This is a genomic window from Croceicoccus marinus (assembly GCF_001661675.2).
GTDB lineage: Bacteria > Pseudomonadota > Alphaproteobacteria > Sphingomonadales > Sphingomonadaceae > Croceicoccus > Croceicoccus marinus.
Genome location: NZ_CP019602.1, coordinates 931,538 through 954,954 on the forward strand (window position 1 = coordinate 931,538; position 23,417 = coordinate 954,954).

The window sequence follows — 23,417 nt, forward strand, 5'->3', positions numbered from 1 at the left end:
GGTTCCTCGCCTTAGGCGAGAGGCTGGTGCTGGCATATTAGGCTCAACTGGCGCCGAATATGTCGTCGTCACTATTGGTGATCGTTCCTGCGTCGCAGCTAGCATTGTCCGCTTGCCGAGGCGGCTTGAAGGGATGGGCATTCGTGCGAACGACCACGCGCCATGTTTAAATTCAGTTCCACCGTTAGTGTAGCTAACGCGAGCTTACCGCCGAATGCGCTGCCCCTACTGGCTCCAGCGAAACACGGTTCCGTCTTTCCGCGACGGGGAGGGGCCGGGCCAGTCGGCTGCATAGGGCTCTTCGGTTGCCGGATCGATGCCGAGATAGCGCTGGGTCTTGAGCGACAGCAGCATGAACTGCCCCCGTAGCATGTCCTGCCATTGGAACAGGCTTGCATCGCTTTCGCGCTGGAATCGCACATCGGCTGGCATGCCTTCGCCAACGATTGTCACGAAATTGGCAGGGCTGGGCACACCCAGCGCCTCGATCACGACGCGGCCTTGCCCGCGGTCGTGAATTTTGAAGCGCGTTCGCTGGTCCCGGGCTTCCGCGCTGCCGGCAGCGGCGACATGCAGCATGCCGTGCGGGTCGGCCCACAGCAGGCTGTCATCGGCCAGGTTGGAGATGGTGACCGCCTGCGAGAGCGGAATATTGCCCGACCTGTCGGCCAGCGGTTCGGTCACGGCGAAATCGTCGAACTGCGCGGCCCCGCCCGTGCGGCCTTCGCCGTTGTACGAAAACAGCGCAAAGCGCACGCCCTGGAACGTCTTGAGCTGATAGGGCAGGCGCAGCGGCTCGCCGATGGATTGCCAGCTTTTGCCGCCATCCGTGCTGTAAGAAAATAGTCCGAGCTCGCTGTCCAGATCGACATGGGTGCGCAGCCGGGCCACGGGGCCAGGCAATGGCGCTGTTGCGGTTCGGTTGCGCTGCTGGTCGTAATGGCGGATCTGCCAGCCATCGCCGCCGCGTTCGACCGACAGCGTGCCATAGGGAATATTGAGCAAAGCCAGACCCGCGCGGTCCCCCGCGCCAAGATCGCGCCCGTCCACCGTCACTTGGGCGATGCTTTCGGGCGCGACGGCGCGCTGCGTCAGCGTGTTGCGCGCACGCAGGAAGTCGCTGGCGGGCAGCGCCGTCAGGTGCAGCCTGCCGCCCTGCAGCGTCCATGCCTGATCGATCGGCAGGTGATTCCACTGCCAGATCGGCCGAAGATCGGGCCCCGCGAAATCGTCGCTGCGCTGCCATGTCGGGCGGGGCGGATCGTCGTGGCCGGTGGCGGGCTTCAGCCAGCTTCGCGGGCTGCGGCCCAGATTGCCCGGCAGCCCGAAGAAGGGCCAGCCATCCTTCCACGTCACGGGTGAGAGATAGACCGTGCGCCCCATCGAACGGACATCCATCATCGAAAAGCCCCACCAGTCGCCGTTCGGCAATTCGACGATCCCGCCCTGATGCAGCGGCGACGCGCCGAACCGGTCGGCGGGCGGCGGCGGGGTCAGCTCGACGGGATCGCCCGCCGCGGGCAAGTCGGTACCGAGCCCGACATTGCCGACGCCCCAGCCCAGCGGCTCGCCCATGGTTTCGCGGGCCGAGATCTGGACTGTTTCCCACGGCCCGTCCAGGCTGTCGGCGCGGATCGCCATCATGCGCCCCACCGGCGCGTAATTGGCGGTGATGATGTAATAGTGCCCGTCGACCTTGTAGAAATGATGCCCTTCGCCCAGCGCATTGCCGGCAGGCATGATGACGCGCTCGCTGCCTTCGATCACGCCCGACAGGTCGGACTTGATCTCGACCAGGCGAACCTCGTCGTAATTATATACCGCCCACACGCGGCCGTCGTCGTCGAACAGCACCGATACGTCGTGCAGGTCGCCCGTGAACGGCGTGCGCTTCCAGGGACCGTCGGGGCTGGCGCTGCGAAACACCTGCAGGCCGAAGCCGTTCACATTGGCGAAGATGGTGAACATGCCGTCGTGAAAGCGCAGGCTGGGCGCCCAGATGCCCTGGCCATAGATGTCCTGCCCATCCTCAAGCCGCCAGCCGGGGCCGAGATCGAGCCGGTCGAACGCATAGGACCGCAGGGTCCAGTTCACCAGGTCGCGCGAATGCAGCACCGGCAGGCCCGGCATCATGTGCATGGTCGTGCCGGTCATGTAGTAATCGTCACCGACCCGGATGATGTCGGGATCCGAAAATTCGTCGTTGAAGATCGGATTGGTGAAACTGCCGTCGCCATTGTCCGCCGTCCAGCTTTCGGCGGCGGTAGGATGGGGCTGGGGCGGATCGGGCAGGGGCCGGGCGTGGGTCGCCGCCGGAACAGCCGCCAGCGCCAGCATGGCCCCAAGGACCGCGCTGCCGATCCGCAGCCGGAAACCGGCAATCGGGGCCATGACGGTCATGGCAGCAGCGCGGCATCGCCCCAGGTGACGGGCACGGGGCGGGCGGTCTTGCCGTCGCCGCGCACGACCAGTTCGACGATGGCCGCGCCGCCGGTATCGACCGACAGGGGTTTCGCCGGTTCGGCGAGGCCCATCCATTCGCTGGCGCCCAGCAGCTTTCCGTCGCCATAGACTTCGAACCGCACCCGGCTGCCATCGTCAGGCCCGCTGTCGTCGCGCCCGACCATCGCGCTGAACCGGCGGAATCCGTCGCCGCGAACTTCCAGCCGCGAATTGGCCAGCACGCCGATGCCGGTCAGGAACTCGCGGTCCGCGACGCGCAGCATCTGGCCATAGGGCGAGGAATCGGCCCGCGCGCCGCCCCATCCGGTATAGCGGGGCCGCTCTCCGTTCGAGCGGGTGTTCTGCCACGGCACGATGGCGCGGTGGATCATCGGATCGGGTTCGGGGAAATCGATGCCTTCCTCGGCGACATTGATCCGCCCCGGCATTTCGGAAAGATACATGCCGCCGGGCAGGGCGCGCGTGCCTGCCGCGCGGAACACCCGGGTCTCATGCGGGGCCAGCGTGAACTCCTGCTCGCCGGTGAAACTGCTGGCCTCGCCGCTCCACAGATCGGTCAGGGCGATCTGGCCGTCCGCCGCATATTTCAGGTGATCGGCGGTCAGCGTGACCGGCATCTGCGTGGCCGTGCGGTTGAACAGAGCGACCGCCTTCGTCCCGTCGGCCAGCGTCTTAACGAAGAACTGCACATCTTCGGTATCATAGGCCAGCACGGCCTGGTTGCCCGCAGGGTCCTGGTTCAGCGCGATCAGCTCGCGGTTGCCAAGGATCGCCAGCTGCTCTGGCGTCGCCTTGCGCAGGTCGTAGCCGATGATCAGCGGCGCGTTCAGCATCGCCCACAGGCTGAAATGGCTGCGCGCCTCGGCCGGATGATCGGTGTCGAAATCGCCCGTGCCGACGAACAGCATGTCGGGATCGTTCCAGTTGCCCGGCTGCGCATAGAGCGCGCGGCGCGACGCAGAATCGAGATTGTGCAGCATGCGGCCCCAGTAGGGCGCGATATCCTCGCTCGTGCGCGAGATATTGCCGTATTCCTTGCCCCACGACCGCACGTTCGCGCTGCCCCAGATGCATAGCGAATAGAGGAAATCGCCGTCCGGGTTGTGCTTGACCAGCGCCTGCCCGACCTGTGCGAACAAATCCTTTACCGCGGGCACGTCGGTCTTCGCGATCGAATCGAAATCGATCAGCGGCGTCACCTCGCGGTAGATGCCTTTCTGTACGTTCGGATTATCCGCGCCCATGCCGCGAATGCCGCAGCCATCGACCTTGATATAGTCGAAGCCCCATTCGCCGAAATACAGCGCGATGTCCTGGTCGATATGATCGTACAGGCCCACCTCGCGCTCTGCCGCGGTGCCGGCGGGATTGTTCGCATTGCCGTGGCCGAAGGTCTGGCCGCAGCTGTTGCGCCCGATGTCGGAATAGATGCCCGCCTTCAGCCCCATGGCGTGAAGCCGGTCGGTCAGGGGGCGGAAGCTGGTGCGGTCGCTGTCCGTCGCGGCTGACGGAAAGGTCGCGGTGCGGATCACCATGCGTCCCGTGTCGGTATCGCGCTTCAGCCACCAGCCGTCGTCGATATTGACATAGCGATAGCCCGCATCGGCCAGCCCGCTGTCCAGGATGATTTGCGCGCTGGCGAGGACCTTTTCCTCGTCGATGTCGTGATAGAACGCGTTCCAGCTGTTCCAGCCCATCGGCGGCAGCGGCGCCTGTCCGCCGCCATAGGCGCTCCACTCGCCGGTCGGGTCAAGTTCGTCCGCCCCGGCGGAAAAGGGCAGGGCCGCCAGCGCGCATGCCGCGGCGAGGGTGGGCAAGTGCAGGCGAATCATTCGGACGTTCCCGTAACAAGCGTGCGGCCGAAGAACGGCAGGACATGGTCCTGCATCCGAAAGCCAAGGCGGTTGGTATGGTCGCCGTCATAGACGTCCAGCGTGTTGTCGATGCCGCGTGCCAGCAGCGCGTCATGCAGCAGCCGGGCATCGTCCAGCAGGAAGTCCTTGTCCCCCACGTCGATCGCGACGGCGCGGTAGTCGCGGACCTTGTCGGCATATCGATCGAGGAACGAGAGCGGCGAGTTGGCCTTCCACCGGGCGAGGACGTCGGGCCGTTCCTTGCCCTGCGCATCGACGGGCAGGTCGACGTAAAGCGGCGCAGCATCGGGGTCGGGCGAAAAGGCGGCGGCAACCGCCAGCGCGCTGCGCAGATTGCCCGGCAGTTCCTGCGAAGCGGCGACGCTGGGCACCGCAATGATCGTCTGCACGTCCTGCGCGGTCAGGTCGCGCGAACCCATCGGCGACTGGCAGCACGGCGCCATCAGATAGAGCGCGCCATATTTGTCGGCATGCTTGATCCCGATGCGGCTGGCGCCGTAGCCGCCCATCGAATGGCCGACCAGTCCGCGGCTCTCGGGACGGGCGATGGTGCGATAATTTCTGTCGACATAGTCGATCAGCTCGTCCGCGATGAAATCCTCGAAATTCCCGGTCGTGGGCGAGTCCGAATAGAACGATCCGTTATGTTCGTTCCAGCTGTCGGGGAATACCAGGATCATCTCGGGCACTCCACTGGCGAACGCGCCCTCCGCCGTCTGCGGCATGTGGACTTCCTTCAGCCATTGTTCGGCCTTCACCCAGTAACCGTGCAGTGCATAGACGACCGGATAGCGCCGGTCGGGGTTCTGGTCATAGCTGGGCGGAAGGACGACATGGACGTCGCGCTCGGCGGTCGTGCCCATGAGATTGCCGGCGATGGCGTCCGAATGGACCGTCACGTGGTCGATCCGCACCTTCGCGGCGCCTTCCACCACCGGCGGCTGCTGGGTGCCGACCTGGGCATGGACAGGCGCGGTCGCCGCCGATGCAAGCGCAAGGGCCAGGCCGGCTGACAGGATGCTGCGGATCGCCATGTTTCTTGATTTCCCCTCCAATGCTGCGCTGCGGACGAGGAGGATGGCGGCGGTTTGCGCCGCCCCGCGACCTCTCATCCACGGTGCCCGTTCACCGGTTCTGCGCGCCTTCAATACTCCGGCAAATAAAAAAGAAGCAAGGGGGGGTAGATCGCAGGCGCGACAAGGGATCTGCCGCCGAGCCGATTGTTGGGGGTATCGCGGCAGGCTCCTTACTTTTCGGCGGCTGGCGCGGCCGGCTGTGATGGCGGCGTGCCGCGGATTGACAGGTTTGCCGGAACTTGGCGGTGACTTCTACGCCGACAAGACGCCTGGGCTGAACGGGCTTGTGTTCCCATCGGACAGCGTGGAGAGATCGCCGATCTGATTTCGCGTCCCGGGCAGTTTCTGCGCGAACTGGATCATTTCTGGCAGCCATTGGCCGCAACGGCCGGGAACAGCGGCGCGGACACCGGAACGCAGCACCGCTTCGCAGAGCCTTCACCGCCCCCTTCCGATCAAGTGCGATTGCGCCTTAAAGGCCGGTTTACCTGTTGCGCCTAGGATGCGCAGACCTGAAATCTGGACATACTTGGCATGGCTCATCTACGCGATCTCGCCCAACCGCTGGTGAGCGATGCGCGCACCTCTCTGCCCGAGCTGATGGGCGCGTTCTCCTTCGCTCTCGACCTGACGGAGGGGCAGCCGGAGGGGCACAGCCTGCGCGCATGCTGGATCGCGATGCAGACCGCCATGCGGCTGGGCGCGGGCGCGCAGGACCTGCGCACGATCTATTACACCGCCATGCTGAAAGACCTGGGATGCAGCAGCAATGCGGCGCGCGTTGCCGAAGTCTATCTGACCGACGATCGCAGCTTCAAGCATGACTTCAAGCTGGTCGGCGACGGCATCGGACCGGCGCTTCGCTTCGTGTTCGCCAGGACCGGGCGCGGCACGACGATCTGGCGCAGGGGTGCGGCGATCCTCAACATCCTGCGCAACGGCCCGCGGATCGTCGACGACATGATCGGCGCGCGCTGCACCCGCGGGGCCGAGATCGCGCGCCTGCTGCGCTTCCCCGAAGATGTCGCGCAGGGGATCTATTCGCTGGACGAGCATTGGGATGGCAGCGGCCGCCCGGCAGGGCTGAAGGAACGGGAAGTCCCGCTGGCCTCGCGCATGGCGCTGCTGGGGCAGATCGCCGATGTGTTCCTTTCCAGCGCCGGGCCGGACGCCGCCCGCGCCGAGGTCGCGCGCCTGTCCGGAAGCTGGCTCGACCCGGCGCTATGCGACGCCTTCCTGGCGGTGAGCGGCGATAGCGCGTTCTGGGAGCAGCTTGGCGATCCGGCGCTGCACGACGCGGTGGTCTCGCTGCTGCCCGAAGAAAGCGTCCTGCTGGTCGACGATCAGTTCCTCGACGATATTACCGCCGCATTCGGGCAGGTGATCGACGCGAAAAGCCCGTTCACTTCCGGCCACAGCCAGCGGGTCGGCGACTATGCCGCCATCGTGGGCAAGGCCATGGGGCTGGATGACGCGCAGCTACGCTCGCTGCGCAGGGCGGCGATGCTGCACGACGTGGGCAAGCTGGGGGTCAGCAGCCAGATCCTGGAGAAGCCGGGAAAGCTGGAAGACGACGAATGGACCCTGATGCGCGGCCACGCCGAGCGCACGGCCGAGATCCTGGGCAGGATCGCGCCCATGCGCGACATGGCCGACATCGCCGCGTCGCATCACGAGCGGCTGGATGGCAGGGGCTATCCGCTCGGCCTGGACGAAAGCCAGCTGGCGATCGAGGCGCGCATCATCACGGTCTGCGATTTCTTCGACGCGCTGACCGCGGACCGCCCCTATCGCGCGGCGCTGTCGGTGGACGAGGCTTTCGCGATCATGGAAAAGGAAGCGGGCAAGGCGATCGACCCGGCATGCCTTGCGATCCTGCGTCAGGCGGACATCAGGATCGGTCTGCCGGCGGCCTGACGCCCCATCATCGCCGGCTTCACGAAGCGTCGAGCGGCGCGACCGCCGCGAATCCCTGGCCGGGCTCGGGCTCCGACTCTTCATATTGCACCTCGCCCAGCGCGGCCACTTCGAAAAGGCCCTTCGAGATCGACCTGACATCGCCGAACATCGTCGCGATCCAGAACAATATGGCGAAGGTCGCGGTATAGAAGATCGACTGGCCGTAGGGGCGGTTCTGCAGCGGCAGGCGCAGGTTCAGCGGGCGCGGAACTAGGCGGGTCACCAGATAGACGCATGCCACGCCGATCAGCCCGCCCGCGATCAGGTCGCTGGGGAAATGAAAGCCCGAATAGACCCGCGGCAGGCAGATCACCAGGATCGCCCACGCGAATGCGAGGATGCCCAGCTTTCGCGATTCCCGCCAGATGCCATAGGAAATCGCCAGGGACATCGCGGCATGATCGCTCGGGAACGAGCTCCATCCCTGCAGCTCGTCCATGCTGGCGCCGATCGGGGTGATCAGGTCGAGACCCGCCGTATGCATCGGGCGCGGCAGATGAGGCATGAGGTTCTGCATGACCCGGCTGACGACAAGCGCCAGGAACATGCCCAGCAGTGCCGAGGCGATGCGGTTCCGGCGGCGCGACTGCGCATCCTCGTCATCGGCCAGGAACCATAGCCAGACGATGCACAAGACGAGCGGCAGTGTCTTGACCGAATAGAGCGCAACGACCTTGGTCATCATCAGGTCAAGCAGCGGCCACTTGCCCGCGAACCCGTTGACGGCCTGGAGCAGGGCGATGTCCAATGCGCGAACATCCATCCGAATTCTCCCTTGTGAAAATGCCGCCTATCTTGGGCACGAATCTGCCGACAAGACGCGATGCGGGAGTTTAGCAGAAAAATGGTAATTGTCGGTGACGGTACGACCAATTAGCCGCCAATTAACTCTTAAGGAGCTTCCCGGTCCGGCCCCGGTCCCGCTGCGGCCAATCTGTCGGTCTACGGCTACCGGTTCGCGGCCACCTGCCCGTACCGGATTTTCCGCCGTTCGCAGACGCGACGATGATGTTGGTCGAGTGGATATTGCAGGCTTCGGGCGCCGTTCTACCGGCGGCGCATGACGAAGATCTTCCTTGCAGCGTTGGCGCTGATCCTGCCCGTTCCCGCAATCGCCGATGAGCTGATCGTGCGCGGCGACCGCCTTTTCATTCCCGTCGAGGTCAGAGGAGAAGAGACCGAAGCCTTGTTGGACAGCGGCGCGGAAGTGACGATCTTCGACGCCCGTTTCGCAAGGCGCGCCGGTATCGCCGGGGGCGAGGAAGTGGTCGCGCGCGGGACCGGCGCTTCCACCACGACCGCGCAGCTTGTCGAAGGATCGTCGATCGTCGTGATGGGCCGCCCGATCGCGCTTCCCGTCGCAGCCGTCATGGATCTTTCCGACATCGAGGCGCGGCTGGTGCGCTCGGCGGTTCCGGTGATTGCCGGGCGCGACATCTTCGATGCCGGCCGGCTGGCCATCGACATCGAAGCTGGCCTGATCCGCTGGCTTTCCGAAGCGGAGGGCGCCCCGGGGACGAGGGTCTCGCTGAACGGCGCGCATGGGATCGAGACGATCCCGGTAAGTTTCGGCAATGGGCGTATCGTGCCGGCCGATTTCGACCTGGGCAATGGCACGGGACTTCTGATTTCGTCCGATCTGGCGGATCGGCTCGGCCTGGAACCCGTCGGCGTCGAACCGGCTGGCGGCATAGGCGGCGCGGTCGGCAGGCTGGTCGTCTATGTCCCCGAACTGACCATTGCGGGGAAGAATTTCCGCCATGTCAGGGCGCATGTTGTCGATGATGCGCAGGTTCCTGCCAATATCGGTGTCGGCCTGCTCCGCCACTTTCGGATCGTCACCGATTTCGCGAACGGCGAAGTGTGGCTGGACCCCCGCGACTGAACGGCACCAAACCGCCGCTTTGCGGGGCGGAGAAACGATTTCGGAACGCATCGGCCTCCATGCCGGTTAGAATTCAAAAGGGGGAGATGAATATGAAAACGTTTGGCATAGCTATATTCCTGGTCGCGATCCTGATGCTGGTCGCGGTGCTGGCCTCGCTGGTTCCAATCGATGCCTGGTTCGTGCGAACCGTGGACCTGGTGCGCGAACCGATGGCCTATGCGGCCGCAATCCTGCTGGTGATCGCGCTTTTCGTGAAGGCATCGGTGCGATGGGCGACGGTGCTTTCGCTCGGCCTGGTCATCGTGATCAATGTCTGGCGCATCTGGCCCTATTCCGCGCTCGCCGATACGCAGCTTCCGCTAGCCGATGCGGCCCCTCGGGCAGACGGGCAGTGCTTCACCGCGCTGGCGGCCAATGTGAAGGTCAAGAATACGCAATATGCGATGCTGGCCGACCAGCTGCGCCGATATGATCCCGACGTGCTGTTCCTGATGGAAACCGATGCGAAATGGATCGAGGAGCTGGAACCGGTGATCTCGCGCTACAGCCACGTCCAGCGCCACCCTCAGCCCGAGGCGTTCGGCCTGGTCTTTGCCACGCGCCTGCCGGTGCTGAAGTCCAACGTGATCGAGAACACCCACCGCGACACGCCTACCCTGTATGCCACGCTGCAGCCTGAAGGATCGCAGCCGGTCGAGTTCATCGGCCTGCATCCCAAGCCGCCGCTTCCGGGCTGGGATACGGAAGAACGTGACGAGAATATCGTCAACGCAGGCGTCCAGACACCGGACCGCTTGCCCGACGCTTTCGTGATGGGCGACTTCAACGATGTGCCGTGGTCGAGCACGACCGAGAAATTCCGCGAAACAGGCGACTGGCGCGATCCCCGGATCGGCCGGGGGACCTATCCGACCTTTCCGTCGGACTACAAGATCGTGGGCTGGCCGCTCGATCAGCTGATGCTGACGGGCGATCTCGACCTCGTCTCGTTCGAGGTGCTGCCCGATAACGGGTCGGACCACCGGGCCATGCTCGCCCATCTCTGCGCCAGTTCCTGATTTCGGCGTGCCTCGGCCGCCGCGCTTGCGGGCGCAGGGGGCAGGGGGCGCGCCGATAGATTTGACGTCGGAATGATGAAGGCGTGGTAAGGAGCGGTTGCGGCCAGTCGTAACCGCCGAACGCGGTGAGTCGGTCGCTTCCACGTGACAGCATGACTGCGGCAAGGCGATCGAACTGCTGAAGGTCTCTTAATTTACCGAAAAGCCGAAGGCGCGCCGGTGCCGAGGGAAAGCACCGGCGCGCCTGTCGGTCAGCCCTGTCGGTCAGCCAGGCATCGATACCGCGTTGGTGGCGTGGATCACGCCGTTCGACGCCTTCAGATCGGCCTGCACCACCGTGGCGGTGCCGCCGCTTGCATCGGTCAGGATGACGTTGTCGCCGGACAGGCTGGCCGTCAGCATGCCGCCCTGCACGGTCTTCAGTTCCGCCGATCCGCCATTGCTCTGGATCATGCCGACAAGCTGGGATGCGGTCACATTGCCCGGCACCACGTGATAGGTCAGCACCGAACGCAGCATGCCCTCGTTCTCGGGCTTGAGCAGGTCGGCGACCGTTCCCGCCGGCAGCTTGTCGAACGCGGCATCGGTGGGTGCGAACACCGTGTAGGGCCCTTCGCCGCCCAGCGTATCGGCCAGCTTCGCAGCCTTGACCGCCGCGACGAGCGTCTCGTGCTGCGGTGACGCCACTGCAGTCTCGACGATGGTAGAGCTTGCATGCCCGGACCCGGAATGATGGTCGGCATAGGCGGGAACGGCAGCGGTCAGCGCAATCGCTGCGGCCATGGAAATCGGAAGTCTCATGAAACACCTCTTGTCTCTGGGGGGAAGGATCTGGGGGATGGGGATGGGCCGCGTGCCGGACCCGAAAAAGGCGAACAGGACCTGCAGGTGGGTGGGAGCCCTGCAGGCCCTGTTCCTTCTGGAATCACGGCATCATCATCGCGCCGGTCATCCAGGTAGTCGTCAGGCAGGTAATCGCGAGTGCGAGACTGAAGCCAAGAACATATCGAACAACATGTTCTTCGCCTCCGCCCCGAACATCGTCGGAAGCATGATGGTCTTCTTCCAGTGGTGGCATTGCATCCTCCTCTTGGATAGTGCGAGCCGTGTTCTGGAAGATGCGCGTGGCCCAGGGGATCAACAACCTGTCCCAAGGTGCAATACAGACGACCGGAAAATACTTGCGGTACTTTATTCCGGCAATATTATGATTTTTGCGTAAGCGATCAGTACCCGGCCTCGATGACCACCCGGATCGCCTCGGCGGTGGTCCTGATGCCCAGCGTGCGCAGCAGCGCCGCGCGGTGCATCTTGATGGTCCGCTCGCTCAGGTCCAGTTCGTAGGCGATCTGCTTGTTCAGCTTGCCGCGCGCGATCTCGATCAGGATTTCCTTTTGTCGCGGGGTCAATTCCTCGATCCGCTGGCGCGCCTGGCTCCGCCGGTCTTCACCCACGCCGTCGGCGGGCGCGTTGATCTCCATCTGCGAGCCGAGGAAATATTCCAGATGCCCGTCGGCGTCGAAGATCGGCGCGACCATCACCGCATTGCGGAACGGCGTGCCGTCCTTCTTGTAGTTCAGGATCTCGACCATGGTGGGCCGCTTGTTGCGGATCCCGTCGCGCAATTCCTCGGTCAGGGCCTGTTCCGTGTCCGGCCCGCGAAGGAAGCGGCAGTTCTGGCCGATGATCTCGTCACGGCTATAGCCGGTGAGCGCGATAAACGCAGGATTGCACTCGACAATCGGGTTGTCGGGCAGTCGCGGATCGCTGACGACGGCTGCCACCGTGCTCGATGCGATGAGGTCGGACGCGCTCATGCCGACAAGACTAGTGACTCGGCATGCACTTGGGAAGTTTGCCCTTTGGGCCAGATTGCGGATATCCCCCGCGGCCCGGATGCTTGGGGGTGGCGTCATGGCTGGGGTGCCATGATGGGGGCGGATAAGGTCCCATTGCGATGAACGGGCGCGCACATCTGACGCTAATCGGGAATAGTTCATGAAAGTTGGTATCGTCGGTGCGGGAATCGCTGGCCTTGCCTGCGCCGACCGGCTGGCGGAGCAGGGCTGGCAGGTCCGCCTGTTCGACAAGGGGCGAGGCCCGGGCGGACGCATGTCGACGCGCCGGCTGGCGACCGGGGATGGCGACGCCTCGTTCGATCACGGCGCGCAATATCTGACGGCGCGCGACCCGCGCTTCTGCAAGGCGGTGGCCGACTGGCAAGCGCGCGGCATCGTCGCGCCATGGCCCGCGGCGGGCAAGGATGCGCTGGTCGGCGTGCCCGCGATGAACGCGGTCGTGCGCGACATGGCCGAAAGGCACGACGTCACCTTCGGCGCCGCTGTCCGCGCGGTCGAGCATCAAAGCAATGGCTGGCACCTGCATCTCGCGGGCAGCGCGGCTGGGCCGTTCGACATCCTGATCCTCGCCATTCCGGCCGAACAGGCGGGGCCGTTCCTGTCGCTGCACGATTTCGCGCTGGGCCGTGCTGCCTTGCGCGAAAGATCGTTGCCGTGCTGGACCGCGATGCTGGCCTTCGACCGGCCGCTGCCGATTGCCGCCGACGCGTTGAGGAGCGCGGGAATCATCGGCTGGGCGGCCCGCAACAATGCCAAGCCCGGACGGAGCGGCCCGGAAAGCTGGGTCCTGCACGCCAATCCGGAATGGAGCCAACGCCATTGCGAGGATGAAGGCGATTCCGTGCTGGAACGGATGCTCGCCGCCTTCGCCGACGAATTCGACGTCGAGTTGCCCGCGCCGACCGCCAGCGCCATCCACCGCTGGCGCTTTGCCAGGACGCCCGGAACCGGCGACGCGATCCTGTGGAACGGCGATAAGCTGCTGGGCGCGTGCGGCGACTGGCTGCTGGGCCCGCGCGTCGAATGCGCGTGGCTGTCGGGCGACATGCTGGGTGCGCGCATCGTGTCGAGCATAACCGGCGATCACAAGGTCGAGAGCGCGGCCTGAACCTGAACTCCGGCCAGACGGTGCCGATCATCCCACAGACAAATCGCCCTATGCCTTCGACAATCGGGCGCGCCGCACCTAGATTGGACCGCATGGGCGATTCACCCGATATCTTCGACGCCGAACCGGAAGGCGAGGGCGCGGCTCAGCCCACGGCTGCGGAACTGGAAGCGGCAGGCCAGAATGCGCTGTTCGGCGCGCCTGCCCCTGACGCTCCCCCTTCCCCTGACGCTCCGCCTGCCGCGCCGATCCAGGCCCCGATGCCGCCCCCGCAAGCGGCTGCGCCGGCGCAGCCCTATCGCGTGCTGGCCCGCAAATATCGTCCGCAGACCTTCGGCCAGCTGATCGGGCAGGACGCGATGGTCCAGACCCTGGCCAATGCGATCAAGCGCGACCGGCTGGCGCACGCGTTCCTGATGACCGGCGTGCGCGGGGTGGGCAAGACATCGACCGCGCGCCTGATCGCCAAGGCACTGAACTGCATCGGGCCGGACGGGCAGGGCGGGCCGACGATCGACCCGTGCGGCATATGCGAACCCTGCCGCGCCATTGCCGAAGGGCGCCATATCGACGTGATCGAGATGGACGCTGCCAGCCACACCGGCGTCGACGACGTGCGCGAGATCATCGAGGCGGTGCGCTATGCAGCCGTGTCGGCGCGCTACAAGATCTATATCATCGACGAGGTTCACATGCTGTCGCGCAATGCCTTCAACGCATTGCTCAAGACGCTCGAGGAACCGCCCGCGCATGTGAAATTCCTGTTCGCCACGACCGAGGTGGACAAGCTGCCTGTCACGGTGCTTTCGCGCTGCCAGCGTTTCGACCTGCGGCGGATCACTTCGCCCATGCTAAAGGATCATTTCGCATGGGTCTGCCGCGAAGAGCAGGTCGACGCGGATGACGAGGCGCTGTCGATGGTGGCGGGCGCGGCGGAGGGTTCGGTGCGCGACGGGCTGTCGATTCTGGACCAGGCGATCGCCCACGCCGACATGGCGACCGAGGGAGACGGCACCACCGTCACCGCCGAGCAGGTTCGCGAGATGCTGGGCCTGGCCGACAAGGGCGTGCAGCGGCGGTTGCTGACCGCCCTGCTGGCCGGCGACGGGGCGGACATGCTGGCGGTCATCGACAACCAATATTCGCTGGGCGTGGAGCCGCTTGCCCTGATGCGCGCGCAGATGGACCTGGTGCACCGCATCACCCTGTTCCAGCTTGGCAGCCGCGGCGGCAAGGGATCGCAGCCCGACGCCCCCACTGCCGAGGAACGCGATGCCATCGCCGATTGGGCGGAAAGGCTGCGCCCCGGCCAGTTGCACCGCCTGTGGCAATTATTGCTGAAAGGCCATGACGAGGTGCGGACCGCGCCCGATCCGCTGGTCGCCGCGCAGATGGCGCTGCTGCGCGTGATGCATGCCGCCGACATGCCCGATCCGGGCGAACTGGCGCGCAGGCTCGACGACATTGCCCCGCGCCCCGCCGCCGCGCGGCCTGCGGACGGGCAGGGCGGGGCGGGCGCATCGGCCCCGGCGGCAAGGCTGGACTGGCCCGAACTGGTCGAAAGCGTCGAGAATGCGGGCGCGCTGCGCATCGGGCAGATCATGCGCGATTATGTGCGCGTGGTGGAACTTGCACCGGGCACGCTGCGCTACCATCTCGCACCCGAATACAAGGGCGATGCCGGACCCGATCTGCGCGACGGCCTGCAGCAGGCCACCGGCACACGCTGGCAGGTCGAGCGGGCCGAGCCGGGCGAGGATGGCATGCCCTCTCTGGGCGAAGCCGCCAAGGCGAGGGCCGAGGCGGAGACGCGCGGCATACACGAATCCCCGCTGGTAAAGGCGGCGCTTGCCGCTTTCCCGGGTGCGAAACTGCTCGAACACGGGCGCATGGACAACGGCGGCGATGCGCACGAAGCGCGCTACCGTCAGGCATAAGGACCGAGACGATGAAATCGATGGAAGAAATGCTCCAGGCCGCACAGCAGGCCGCGCAGAACATCCAGAAGCAGATGAATGAGGCGCAGGCCACGCTCGACGGCATCGAGGTGGAAGGCGTATCGGGCGGCGGTCTGGTCAAGATCCGCTGCACTGCCAAGGGCCGCATCCTGGGCGTAACCATCGACGACAGCCTGATGGTGCCCGCCGAAAAGCAGATGCTGGAAGACCTGATCACCGCCGCCTTCAACGACGCCCGCAGCCGTGCCGACAGCCGCGCGAACGAGGAAATGCAGAAGGTGCAGCAGGGCGCCGGCCTGCCGCCGGGCTTCGACCTGTCCAAGCTGGGGCTCTGATCCGCGCGGCGGGCGGCCGGGGTCCTCGCTCCTGTCCGGATTAGTGGGGCAGGGAACTTGTCCTTGTCCGCGCGCGCCCCATATCCGGCTGGAACAAACCGCCGATATGCCGCGCCCGGCCGCCTTGATGACCGGCAGCGGGCAGAAAAGGGTTTAAAACGGAGCCCTCTGGCTCCCCCCCGGCGGCGGACAGGCGTATACAAGGCGATTATCGGGCCGGGCGGCCCTAACATGATGTCGCCCAGCGCGCGGCGGTTCCGGACGGGCCCGCCCGCCGAACATTCGGAAAGTGACAGATGAACAGCTACCCGCTTCTTCCCCTGCGCGACATCGTGGTGTTTCCCGGCATGGTCGTGCCGCTGTTCGTGGGGCGCGAGAAATCGGTCGCCGCGCTGGAAGCAGCGATGGCGGGCGACAAGGACATCATGCTGGTCGCGCAGCTGGATCCCGGCTGCGACGATCCGACGTCCGACGATCTGTACGACATCGGCGTGATCGCCAGCGTGCTGCAATTGCTCAAGCTGCCCGACGGCACAGTCCGCGTGCTGGTCGAGGGGCAGGAGCGTGCCTCGGTCAAGTCGATGGCGCTGCAGAACGACATGCTGGTCGCGAATGTCGAACTGATGGACGAGATCACAGCCAGCGGTACCGAGGTATCAGCCCTGATGCGGCAGGTGCTGGAACAGTTCAACGACTATGCCAAGCTCAACAAGAAGCTGTCTGCCGACGCGGGCGAGCAGCTGGGCGAGATCGACGACGCATCGCGCCTGGCCGATGCGGTGGCGGCCAATATCGCCGCCAAGGTGTCCGACAAGCAGGCCATGCTGACCGAGCGCGACCCGGTGAAGCGGCTGGAAATGTCGCTTGCCTTCATGGAGGGCGAACTGGGCGTGCTGCAGGTGGAACGCCGCATCCGCGGCCGCGTGAAGCGGCAGATGGAAAAGACGCAGCGCGAATATTACCTCAACGAACAGCTCAAGGCGATCCAGTCCGAACTGGGCGGCGAGGGCGAGGACGGCGACGAACTTGCCGAACTGGCCGAGAAGATCGAGAAGGCGAAGCTGTCCAAGGAGGCACGCTCCAAGGCCACGGCGGAGCTCAAGAAGCTGCGCTCGATGCAGCCGATGAGCGCCGAGGCGACCGTCATCCGCAACTATCTCGACGTGCTGCTGGGCTTGCCATGGGGCAAGAAGAGCCGCGTCAAGAAGGACATCGGCCGGGCGCAGGACGTGCTTGATGCCGATCACTATGCGCTGGACAAGGTCAAGGACCGGATCATCGAATATCTCGCGGTCCAGGCGCGCACCAACCGGCTCAAGGGGCCGATCCTGTGCCTCGTCGGTCCTCCGGGCGTGGGCAAGACCTCGCTGGGCCGCTCGATCGCCAAGGCGACGGGCCGCGAATTCGTTCGCCAGTCGCTGGGCGGCGTGCGCGACGAGGCAGAGATCCGCGGCCACCGCCGGACCTATATCGGCTCGCTGCCGGGCAAGATCGTGACGAACCTGAAAAAGGCCGGTGCGTCGAACCCGCTGTTCCTGCTGGACGAGATCGACAAGCTGGGACAGGATTTCCGCGGCGATCCGGCCAGCGCCCTGTTGGAAGTGCTGGACCCCGAGCAGAACGCCAAGTTCCAGGATCACTACCTCGAGATCGACTATGATCTGTCGGACGTGATGTTCGTATGCACCGCGAACTCGCTGAACCTGCCGCAGCCGCTGCTCGACCGCATGGAGATCATCCGGCTGGAAGGATATACCGAGGATGAGAAAGTCGAGATCGCGCATCGCCATCTGATCGACAAGCAGGTCGAACTGCACGGGCTGAAGAAGGGCGAGTTCGAATTGACCGAACCCGCGCTGCGCGACCTGATCCGCTTCTACACGCGCGAAGCGGGCGTCCGCACGCTCGAGCGCGAGATCGCGCGCCTGGCCCGCAAGAGCCTGCGCAAGATCCTGGAGGGCGAGGTCGAGAGCGTGGTGATCACGACCGACAATCTCGGCGACTTCGCGGGCGTGCGCAAGTTCCGCCACGGCGTCTCGGACGAGGAGAACCAGATCGGCGCGGTTACCGGCCTTGCCTGGACCGAAGTCGGCGGCGAACTGCTGACCATTGAAAGCGTGACCGTCCCCGGCAAGGGCGCGGTCAAGACCACCGGCAAGCTGGGCGAGGTCATGAACGAGAGCGTGCAGGCCGCATTCTCCTTCGTGAAGGCCCGCGCCCCGCATTACGGGATCAAGCCGTCGATCTTCCGCCACAAGGACATCCATATCCATCTGCCCGAAGGCGCGGTGCCCAAGGACGGGCCCAGCGCGGGTGTCGGCATGGTCACCTCGATCGTCTCGACGCTGACCGGCATTCCGGTGCGCGCCAATGTCGCGATGACGGGCGAGGTCACCTTGCGCGGCCGCGTGCTGGCGATCGGCGGGCTCAAGGAAAAGCTTCTGGCGGCTTTGCGCGGCGGCATCACCACCGTGCTGATCCCCGAGGAAAACAAGAAGGACCTGGTCGAGATTCCGGCCAATATCGTCGAGCGGCTGGAAATCATCCCGGTCGAGCATGTCGACGAGGTCCTGGCCCGCGCATTGGCCGAACCCGTGGCGCCGATCGAATGGAGCGAGGAAGATGACCTTGCCAGCCAGCCGACCGGTCTGGCGGGCGGCGGATTGTCGCACACCGCGCATTGATGTCGTGATGCTGGCGGGGCGAATCGCTTCGCCCGCATGCGCGCCGGCTCTGGCCCGGCGATCTGTCTGCGGCCAAATCGCCATGGTGCGTCGCAGCAATCCGGATCACCGCGCGGCAAGCCGGCTCGGCTCGTCCCGTCTGATGCCGGATTCATTCAAAAATTCGCGGTTTTTGGCCAATTCGGCGCATGTTTTGGCTTTGACAGTCCGACAAAAAATGCTCACTTGCCCGCCATCCGCGCTTGCGATTCCGGCCATCGGCAGTGGGATCGTTTCTATCGATAAAGACAAACCTGACTGAAGGGGGTTTCCTAAATGAACAAGAACGAGCTGATCAGCGAAGTCGCCGAGACGAGCGGACTGACGCGCAGCGATGCCACCAAGGCCGTAGAAGGCGTGTTCGACGCCATCACCGCCTCGCTGGCAAAGGGGGACGAGGTTCGCCTGGTGGGTTTCGGCACTTTCTCGGTCGCCAAGCGCAAGGCGTCGACCGGCCGCAACCCCCGCACTGGCGAGCCGATGACGATCAAGGCGTCGACCCAGCCCAAGTTCAAGGCTGGCAAGGGCCTGAAGGATTCGGTGAACTGATTTCACGCGGTCCGGCCGCCGGCTGATACAGCCGGCGGACCCGAACAGAAAACCGCGCGGAAGGCGAAAGCCTCCGCGCGGTTTTTCGTCATGACTCCGACTAAAGCGCGATCAGCGCGGTGGGAGCGGTCTTGCTGCTTTCGTCCACCGTCCAGCGCAGCACCTTCATGTCGCCTTCGACCACGGGGCCTTCATCGGTATTGTTGGTCAGGATCTGGCCATCGGTGCGGATGGTGAACTGGCCATCGGGCAGCACGATCTGTGCGGCATCCTTGTCCCCGTCCTGCATCGCACCCATCGCCATCATCATCGGCAGACCCTGCCCCATGCCGGCCTGTTCCCCGCCGAAGCCGGGTGCCTGTACGCGGATGCTGCCGTCGCTGCGCGGCGTGACCGATACGAAATGCGTCATCCCCGGCATGTCCTCGAGGACCGGGAACAGGAAGCTGTGGGTGAGCACGCCTTCAGTCCGGTAGCGAACGTCATAGATTCCCTCGCCGCGATAGGACACCGCCTCCCAGCCGCGCATCTTGCGAAGCGTGGCGACCAGCTTCTCGGCGATTTCCGGATCACTGGGATCCATCCCGCCGAACATCTTGATGAACTGCTCCCTCTCGCGCGCATCCTCGCCCTGTTCGGCTTCCCACTCGGCGCGCTGCTGTTCGACCTCTTCCGCCGTGCAGTCGCGCGGTTCCATGCCGTCGTCGGCGCATGAGGCCTCGAAAGGTTGGGTAGCGCCCATCTGCGCCAGCTGGTTCAGCCCCATGGTGGTGATCTCGCCCTCATAGCTGAACGCGAACACGCCCCCACTGGTCAGCAAGAGTTCGGATTCGAACTTGCCCGGCGTCAGGAAACAGGCCGACAGCGCAAGCGCTCCGCAGGCCGCGACGATGCCGCGCATCACGCGCGGAAATGCTCCCCGTTCCATTCTTCCCCCTTTCGCCGGATCAGCCGGTCCCCAAAGCGACCCTTTCCGTCATGAACCCTGCGGCGTACGCGTCGCGCAGGCGTAGAGCGAGATGGCCGCCGCGTTGGACACGTTCAGGCTCTCGACCGCCGAGCTGATCGGCAGGCGGGCGATCTGGTCGCAATGCTGCCCGATATTGTGGCGAAGTCCATCGCCTTCCGCGCCCAGCACCAGGGCGACCGGCCCGGTGGGCAGCGCCTCGGCCAAGGTCACTTCCCCATCGCCGTCCAGGCCGATGCGCCAATATCCGGCCTCGGCAATCTCGTCGAGGGCGCGGGCAAGGTTCACCACCCGCACCCAGGGCAGCGTCTCCAGCGCGCCCGATGCCGATTTCGCCAGCACGCCCGATTCGGGCGGAGCATGGCGATCCTGCGTGACGATGCACACCGCGCCGAACGCCGCTGCCGAGCGCATGACCGCGCCCACGTTGTGCGGATCGGTCACCTGGTCGAGGATGACGATCGGCGCGGCCGGATCACCCTCGAGCACGTCCTTGAGGAACAGGTCGGGCAGGGGGTCGCATTCGATCACGATGTTCTGGTGCGGCGCATCGCGCGCGACCAGCCGGGCAAGGTCGGTATTCTGCGCGAATTCGACGCGCACGTCGGGGGCGGGCTCGATCCCCTCGGCCCGCAATTCGTCCATCATCTCGTGCGTGGCCCAGATGCGGTTGATGCTGCGATGGGGGTTCTCCATCGCCGCGATCACCGCATGGCGGCCCCATAGCCGCACCGCACCCTTGGTCGCGCGCCCGCTGCCGCGTCCGCCCTGCATCCGACCTGCGCGCCCGCGCAATGCTTTCTTTTCGCCCTTGTTGGCCACTGTAACCTCGTTTCCTGTCAGGCCGGTGCGGCCATGAAATTGCGTATTCCACGCGCTGTTGCCAGCACCCCCATTGACAGGCAAGCGCAGCTTCGCCAAAGGGGCGCCTCTCGGCCGATTGGCTCCGTTTTTCGGAGCATTTCGCCAGGGGCCTTCGGGCTCTTCTTGCACCGGTGTGGACAGGTGGCCGAGTGGTTAAAGGCAGCAGACTGTAAATCTGCCCGCGCAAGCGTACGCTGGTTCGAATCCAGCCCTGTCCACCACCGCGCCGCCTGAAGGCAAGCCCATCCGAGGCCGGGCCGAACCGAAAAAATCACCCATCCAGCAGAGCCTGCAGCCGTGCCCGCAAATGGCTTACCAGGCCCGTGACCTTGGGTGCCTGTTGCCGCCGCGCGGAATAGACCGCCCAGATCGGCTCGTCCTGCGGCTTGTGGTCTTCCAGCACCGTCTGAAGCCGGCCAGCGGCCAGATGTTCGCCGACGTAGAACGCCGGGATCTGACACACGCCCATCCCGCCAAGACAGGCGTCCAGCAGCGATGCCCCGGAATTGCAGCGCCAGCGACCATCGGGCCGATAGCTCTGCCCATAGCGGAACTGCCATTGCGAGGCGGAGCCGACGAGGCATTCGTGGGCGGACAGATCCTCGACCTGCATCGGCTTGCCATGGCGCGAAATATAATCGCGCGAGGCAACCGTGATCAGCTCGCGCTGCGCGACGCGGGTGGCGATCAGGCGGGAATCCTCCAGATGCCCGGTGCGGACCGCCAGGTCGTATCCGCGCCCCGCGATGTCGACGACGTCATTGTCGAGGTCGAGCTCCACCTGAATGCCCGCATGTTTCTGCGCGAATTCGCGCAGCAGCGGCGAGATGAAGCGCTCGCCCAGCGCATAGGAGCAGGTGACGCGCAGCAGGCCGAACGGCTCGTTATGCTGGCTGAGCGCGGCGATCGCTTCCTCGCGCTCCTCGACCAGGCGCTGGCATTGGGCGAAGAACGAGTGGCCGCTTTCGGTCAAGTAAACGGAGCGGGTCGTGCGGTTGAACAGCCGCGTGTCCAGCCGCTGTTCCAGCCGCGCGATCGACCGGCTCATATGCGTGACCGAAGCATTGAACGCCCGCGCGCCCGCGGTGAAGCTGCCCGCGCGGGCCACCGCCACGAATTCCTCGATCCCGTCCCAGCCGCCGATCATGCCTGCCTCTATTATTGCGATACGGGGATAATGCTTTGCAGTAATCGCGCTTTATCACCCTGCCGTGTAAAGGCTAGTGTCGCCGCCAATCGATTCATTTCCGTTGGAGCATGCCCCATGAAGACCCGCGCCGCCGTCGCATTCGAAGCGAAGAAGCCGCTCGAGATCGTCGAAGTCGATCTGGAGGGTCCGAAGGAGGGCGAGGTGCTGGTCGAGATCATGGCGACCGGCCTGTGCCACACCGATGCCTACACGCTCGACGGGCTGGACAGCGAGGGCCTGTTCCCCTCGATCCTTGGCCACGAAGGCGCGGGCATCGTGCGCGAGATCGGACCCGGCGTTACCAGCGTGAAGCCCGACGATCATGTCATTCCGCTCTACACGCCCGAATGCCGCCAGTGTAAGTCGTGCCTGTCGGGCAAGACCAATCTGTGCACCGCGATCCGCGCCACGCAGGGCAAGGGGGTGATGCCCGACGGCACCAGCCGCTTCAGCTACAAGGGCGAGATGATCCATCACTACATGGGCTGCTCGACCTTCTCGAACTTCACCGTCCTGCCCGAAATCGCGGTTGCGAAGATCCGCGAGGATGCCCCCTTCAAGACCAGCTGCTATATCGGCTGCGGCGTGACCACGGGCGTTGGCGCGGTGACCAATACCGCCAAGGTGCAGGTGGGCGACAATGTGGTGGTGTTCGGCCTGGGCGGTATCGGCCTCAACGTGATCCAGGGCGCGAAGCTGGCGGGCGCGGCGAAGATCATCGGCATCGACATCAACCCCGACCGCGAGGAATGGGGCCGCAAGTTCGGCATGACCGAATTCCTCAACACCAGGGGGATGGGCCATGACGAGATCGTGCAGAAAATCGTCGCGATGACCGATGGCGGCGCGGACTACACCTTCGACTGCACCGGCAATACCAATGTCATGCGCACCGCGCTTGAGGCATGCCACCGCGGCTGGGGCGAGAGCATCATCATCGGCGTGGCCGAAGCGGGCAAGGAAATCAGCACGCGCCCGTTCCAGCTTGTCACCGGGCGCGTATGGAAGGGCACCGCGTTCGGCGGCGCGAAGGGCCGGACCGATGTACCCAAGATCGTCGACTGGTACATGAACGGGCAGATCGAGATCGATCCGATGATCACCCATGTGCTGACACTGGACGAGATCAACAAGGGCTTCGACCTGATGCATGCGGGTGAGAGCATTCGCAGCGTCGTGGTCTATTGATGCCGCGCAAGATCAACCTGGACGAGAAGTTCGCCCAGTTCTCCGACCACTGGGCGCCGCGCGTGGCGGGGCGCTACAACGGGAACGAGATCAGGCTGGTGCGCGCAGCGGGCGATTTCCAGTGGCATTGCCACCCCGACACCGACGAATTGTTCATCGTGGTCGAGGGCGAGCTCGTCATGGAATTCCGCGATCACGTCGAAACGCTGGGGCCGGGCGAGATGATCGTCGTGCCGCGCGGCGTCGAACATTTCCCGCGCGTGCCCGAAGGTGAGGTCAGGATGATCGTCATCGACCCCGCCGACACCGCCAATACGGGCGACACATCCACCGCCTTCACTCCGCTCGAAATCTAGGGA

At 65.1% G+C, this 23,417-nt stretch carries 21 protein-coding genes and 1 tRNA gene; 13 read left to right on the top strand and 9 right to left on the bottom strand.

What is annotated here, in order from left to right:
* Positions 1-225 precede the first annotated feature (225 nt).
* The 3 genes from A9D14_RS04535 to A9D14_RS04545 are packed head-to-tail and all read right to left on the bottom strand — an operon-like array spanning position 226 to position 5,371.
* Entirely contained in the window at positions 226-2,400 is a 2,175-nt protein-coding gene (locus A9D14_RS04535) for a glycoside hydrolase family 43 protein (RefSeq protein WP_198302046.1), read from the bottom strand.
* A complete protein-coding gene (locus A9D14_RS04540) occupies positions 2,397-4,295 on the bottom strand; it encodes an NPCBM/NEW2 domain-containing protein (protein ID WP_066843310.1) in 1,899 nt (632 codons plus the stop codon). The genes A9D14_RS04535 and A9D14_RS04540 overlap by 4 nt, the downstream gene beginning before the upstream one ends.
* Positions 4,292-5,371 (bottom strand): alpha/beta hydrolase, encoded by a 1,080-nt coding sequence (locus A9D14_RS04545; RefSeq protein WP_066843312.1) that lies wholly within the window; start codon positions 5,369-5,371, stop codon positions 4,292-4,294. The genes A9D14_RS04540 and A9D14_RS04545 overlap by 4 nt, the downstream gene beginning before the upstream one ends.
* Positions 5,372-5,947: 576 nt before the next feature.
* Here A9D14_RS04545 and A9D14_RS04550 point away from each other — a divergent pair.
* Complete coding sequence (locus A9D14_RS04550; RefSeq protein WP_066843314.1) at positions 5,948-7,330, top strand: HD-GYP domain-containing protein; 1,383 nt, start codon at positions 5,948-5,950, stop codon at positions 7,328-7,330.
* A gap of 19 nt (positions 7,331-7,349) precedes the next feature.
* Here the strand turns inward: A9D14_RS04550 and A9D14_RS04555 are convergent, their stop codons facing one another.
* Entirely contained in the window at positions 7,350-8,135 is a 786-nt protein-coding gene (locus A9D14_RS04555; protein WP_066843316.1) for a phosphatase PAP2 family protein, read from the bottom strand.
* A gap of 297 nt (positions 8,136-8,432) precedes the next feature.
* On the opposite strand from A9D14_RS04555, the gene A9D14_RS04560 reads away from it, so the two are divergent.
* Positions 8,433-9,257, top strand: coding sequence for an aspartyl protease family protein (locus A9D14_RS04560; RefSeq protein WP_066843318.1), 825 nt, complete (start codon positions 8,433-8,435; stop codon positions 9,255-9,257).
* 92 nt (positions 9,258-9,349) lie between these two features.
* Positions 9,350-10,318, top strand: a complete 969-nt coding sequence (locus A9D14_RS04565) for an endonuclease/exonuclease/phosphatase family protein (protein ID WP_157668133.1) — start codon at positions 9,350-9,352, stop codon at positions 10,316-10,318.
* A gap of 264 nt (positions 10,319-10,582) precedes the next feature.
* Here A9D14_RS04565 and A9D14_RS04570 read toward each other — a convergent pair whose 3' ends face one another.
* Entirely contained in the window at positions 10,583-11,119 is a 537-nt protein-coding gene (locus A9D14_RS04570) for a fasciclin domain-containing protein (RefSeq protein WP_066843323.1), read from the bottom strand.
* 37 nt (positions 11,120-11,156) lie between these two features.
* Here A9D14_RS04570 and A9D14_RS04575 point away from each other — a divergent pair, with 37 nt between their 5' ends.
* The gene (locus A9D14_RS04575) at positions 11,157-11,540 is read left to right on the top strand and encodes a hypothetical protein (RefSeq protein ID WP_157668134.1); all 384 of its coding nucleotides are present in this window, start codon (positions 11,157-11,159) and stop codon (positions 11,538-11,540) included.
* A 4-nt stretch (positions 11,541-11,544) separates the two neighbouring features.
* Here the strand turns inward: A9D14_RS04575 and A9D14_RS04580 are convergent, their stop codons facing one another.
* A complete protein-coding gene (locus A9D14_RS04580) occupies positions 11,545-12,135 on the bottom strand; it encodes a PAS domain-containing protein (RefSeq protein ID WP_066843327.1) in 591 nt (196 codons plus the stop codon).
* 181 nt (positions 12,136-12,316) lie between these two features.
* Between A9D14_RS04580 and A9D14_RS04585 the strand changes: the two genes are divergently transcribed.
* The 6 genes from A9D14_RS04585 (at position 12,317) to A9D14_RS04605 (ending at position 18,850) form a co-directional block, all read left to right on the top strand.
* A complete protein-coding gene (locus A9D14_RS04585) occupies positions 12,317-13,285 on the top strand; it encodes an NAD(P)/FAD-dependent oxidoreductase (RefSeq protein ID WP_066843329.1) in 969 nt (322 codons plus the stop codon).
* Positions 13,286-13,377: 92 nt separating this feature from the next.
* The gene (locus A9D14_RS04590) at positions 13,378-15,222 is read left to right on the top strand and encodes a DNA polymerase III subunit gamma/tau (RefSeq protein WP_066843331.1); all 1,845 of its coding nucleotides are present in this window, start codon (positions 13,378-13,380) and stop codon (positions 15,220-15,222) included.
* 11 nt (positions 15,223-15,233) lie between these two features.
* On the top strand, positions 15,234-15,578 hold the full coding sequence (locus tag A9D14_RS04595; protein ID WP_066843333.1) for a YbaB/EbfC family nucleoid-associated protein: 345 nt from the start codon (positions 15,234-15,236) through the stop codon (positions 15,576-15,578).
* A gap of 296 nt (positions 15,579-15,874) precedes the next feature.
* A complete protein-coding gene (gene lon / locus A9D14_RS04600) occupies positions 15,875-18,262 on the top strand; it encodes an endopeptidase La (protein WP_066843335.1) in 2,388 nt (795 codons plus the stop codon).
* Positions 18,201-18,563, top strand: coding sequence for a hypothetical protein (locus A9D14_RS19330; protein ID WP_157668135.1), 363 nt, complete (start codon positions 18,201-18,203; stop codon positions 18,561-18,563). Before lon ends, A9D14_RS19330 begins: the two co-directional genes overlap by 62 nt.
* Before the next feature lie 14 nt (positions 18,564-18,577).
* Positions 18,578-18,850 (top strand): HU family DNA-binding protein, encoded by a 273-nt coding sequence (locus A9D14_RS04605; protein WP_066843337.1) that lies wholly within the window; start codon positions 18,578-18,580, stop codon positions 18,848-18,850.
* Between the two features lie 100 nt (positions 18,851-18,950).
* Here the strand turns inward: A9D14_RS04605 and A9D14_RS04610 are convergent, their stop codons facing one another.
* Both A9D14_RS04610 and rlmB read right to left on the bottom strand, forming a co-directional pair.
* A complete protein-coding gene (locus A9D14_RS04610; RefSeq protein ID WP_066843339.1) occupies positions 18,951-19,778 on the bottom strand; it encodes a hypothetical protein in 828 nt (275 codons plus the stop codon).
* Positions 19,779-19,826: 48 nt separating this feature from the next.
* Positions 19,827-20,591 carry a 23S rRNA (guanosine(2251)-2'-O)-methyltransferase RlmB gene (rlmB, locus tag A9D14_RS04615; RefSeq protein WP_066843341.1) on the bottom strand — a complete coding sequence of 255 codons (765 nt, stop codon included), beginning with the start codon at positions 20,589-20,591 and terminating at the stop codon, positions 19,827-19,829.
* A 225-nt stretch (positions 20,592-20,816) separates the two neighbouring features.
* Between rlmB and A9D14_RS04620 the strand changes: the two genes are divergently transcribed.
* Positions 20,817-20,902 (top strand) — tRNA-Tyr (locus A9D14_RS04620).
* A 50-nt stretch (positions 20,903-20,952) separates the two neighbouring features.
* Here A9D14_RS04620 and A9D14_RS04625 read toward each other — a convergent pair.
* Entirely contained in the window at positions 20,953-21,828 is an 876-nt protein-coding gene (locus A9D14_RS04625) for a LysR family transcriptional regulator (RefSeq protein WP_198302047.1), read from the bottom strand.
* A 117-nt stretch (positions 21,829-21,945) separates the two neighbouring features.
* Here A9D14_RS04625 and A9D14_RS04630 point away from each other — a divergent pair, with 117 nt between their 5' ends.
* Both A9D14_RS04630 and A9D14_RS04635 read left to right on the top strand, forming a co-directional pair.
* Positions 21,946-23,058 (top strand): S-(hydroxymethyl)glutathione dehydrogenase/class III alcohol dehydrogenase, encoded by a 1,113-nt coding sequence (locus tag A9D14_RS04630; RefSeq protein ID WP_066843343.1) that lies wholly within the window; start codon positions 21,946-21,948, stop codon positions 23,056-23,058.
* Entirely contained in the window at positions 23,058-23,414 is a 357-nt protein-coding gene (locus A9D14_RS04635; RefSeq protein WP_066843346.1) for a cupin domain-containing protein, read from the top strand. The genes A9D14_RS04630 and A9D14_RS04635 overlap by 1 nt, the downstream gene beginning before the upstream one ends.
* Positions 23,415-23,417 lie beyond the last annotated feature (3 nt).

Coding starts and splice junctions, on each gene's coding strand:
- A9D14_RS04535 (WP_198302046.1), bottom strand. CDS start 2,400: ATGACCGTCATGGCCCCGATTGCCGGTTTCCGGCTGCGGATCGGCAGC.
- A9D14_RS04540 (WP_066843310.1), bottom strand. CDS start 4,295: ATGATTCGCCTGCACTTGCCCACCCTCGCCGCGGCATGCGCGCTGGCG.
- A9D14_RS04545 (WP_066843312.1), bottom strand. CDS start 5,371: ATGGCGATCCGCAGCATCCTGTCAGCCGGCCTGGCCCTTGCGCTTGCA.
- A9D14_RS04550 (WP_066843314.1), top strand. CDS start 5,948: ATGGCTCATCTACGCGATCTCGCCCAACCGCTGGTGAGCGATGCGCGC.
- A9D14_RS04555 (WP_066843316.1), bottom strand. CDS start 8,135: ATGGATGTTCGCGCATTGGACATCGCCCTGCTCCAGGCCGTCAACGGG.
- A9D14_RS04560 (WP_066843318.1), top strand. CDS start 8,433: ATGACGAAGATCTTCCTTGCAGCGTTGGCGCTGATCCTGCCCGTTCCC.
- A9D14_RS04565 (WP_157668133.1), top strand. CDS start 9,350: ATGAAAACGTTTGGCATAGCTATATTCCTGGTCGCGATCCTGATGCTG.
- A9D14_RS04570 (WP_066843323.1), bottom strand. CDS start 11,119: ATGAGACTTCCGATTTCCATGGCCGCAGCGATTGCGCTGACCGCTGCC.
- A9D14_RS04575 (WP_157668134.1), top strand. CDS start 11,157: ATGGGGATGGGCCGCGTGCCGGACCCGAAAAAGGCGAACAGGACCTGC.
- A9D14_RS04580 (WP_066843327.1), bottom strand. CDS start 12,135: ATGAGCGCGTCCGACCTCATCGCATCGAGCACGGTGGCAGCCGTCGTC.
- A9D14_RS04585 (WP_066843329.1), top strand. CDS start 12,317: ATGAAAGTTGGTATCGTCGGTGCGGGAATCGCTGGCCTTGCCTGCGCC.
- A9D14_RS04590 (WP_066843331.1), top strand. CDS start 13,378: ATGGGCGATTCACCCGATATCTTCGACGCCGAACCGGAAGGCGAGGGC.
- A9D14_RS04595 (WP_066843333.1), top strand. CDS start 15,234: ATGAAATCGATGGAAGAAATGCTCCAGGCCGCACAGCAGGCCGCGCAG.
- lon (WP_066843335.1), top strand. CDS start 15,875: ATGAACAGCTACCCGCTTCTTCCCCTGCGCGACATCGTGGTGTTTCCC.
- A9D14_RS19330 (WP_157668135.1), top strand. CDS start 18,201: ATGACCTTGCCAGCCAGCCGACCGGTCTGGCGGGCGGCGGATTGTCGC.
- A9D14_RS04605 (WP_066843337.1), top strand. CDS start 18,578: ATGAACAAGAACGAGCTGATCAGCGAAGTCGCCGAGACGAGCGGACTG.
- A9D14_RS04610 (WP_066843339.1), bottom strand. CDS start 19,778: ATGGAACGGGGAGCATTTCCGCGCGTGATGCGCGGCATCGTCGCGGCC.
- rlmB (WP_066843341.1), bottom strand. CDS start 20,591: ATGCAGGGCGGACGCGGCAGCGGGCGCGCGACCAAGGGTGCGGTGCGG.
- A9D14_RS04625 (WP_198302047.1), bottom strand. CDS start 21,828: ATGATCGGCGGCTGGGACGGGATCGAGGAATTCGTGGCGGTGGCCCGC.
- A9D14_RS04630 (WP_066843343.1), top strand. CDS start 21,946: ATGAAGACCCGCGCCGCCGTCGCATTCGAAGCGAAGAAGCCGCTCGAG.
- A9D14_RS04635 (WP_066843346.1), top strand. CDS start 23,058: ATGCCGCGCAAGATCAACCTGGACGAGAAGTTCGCCCAGTTCTCCGAC.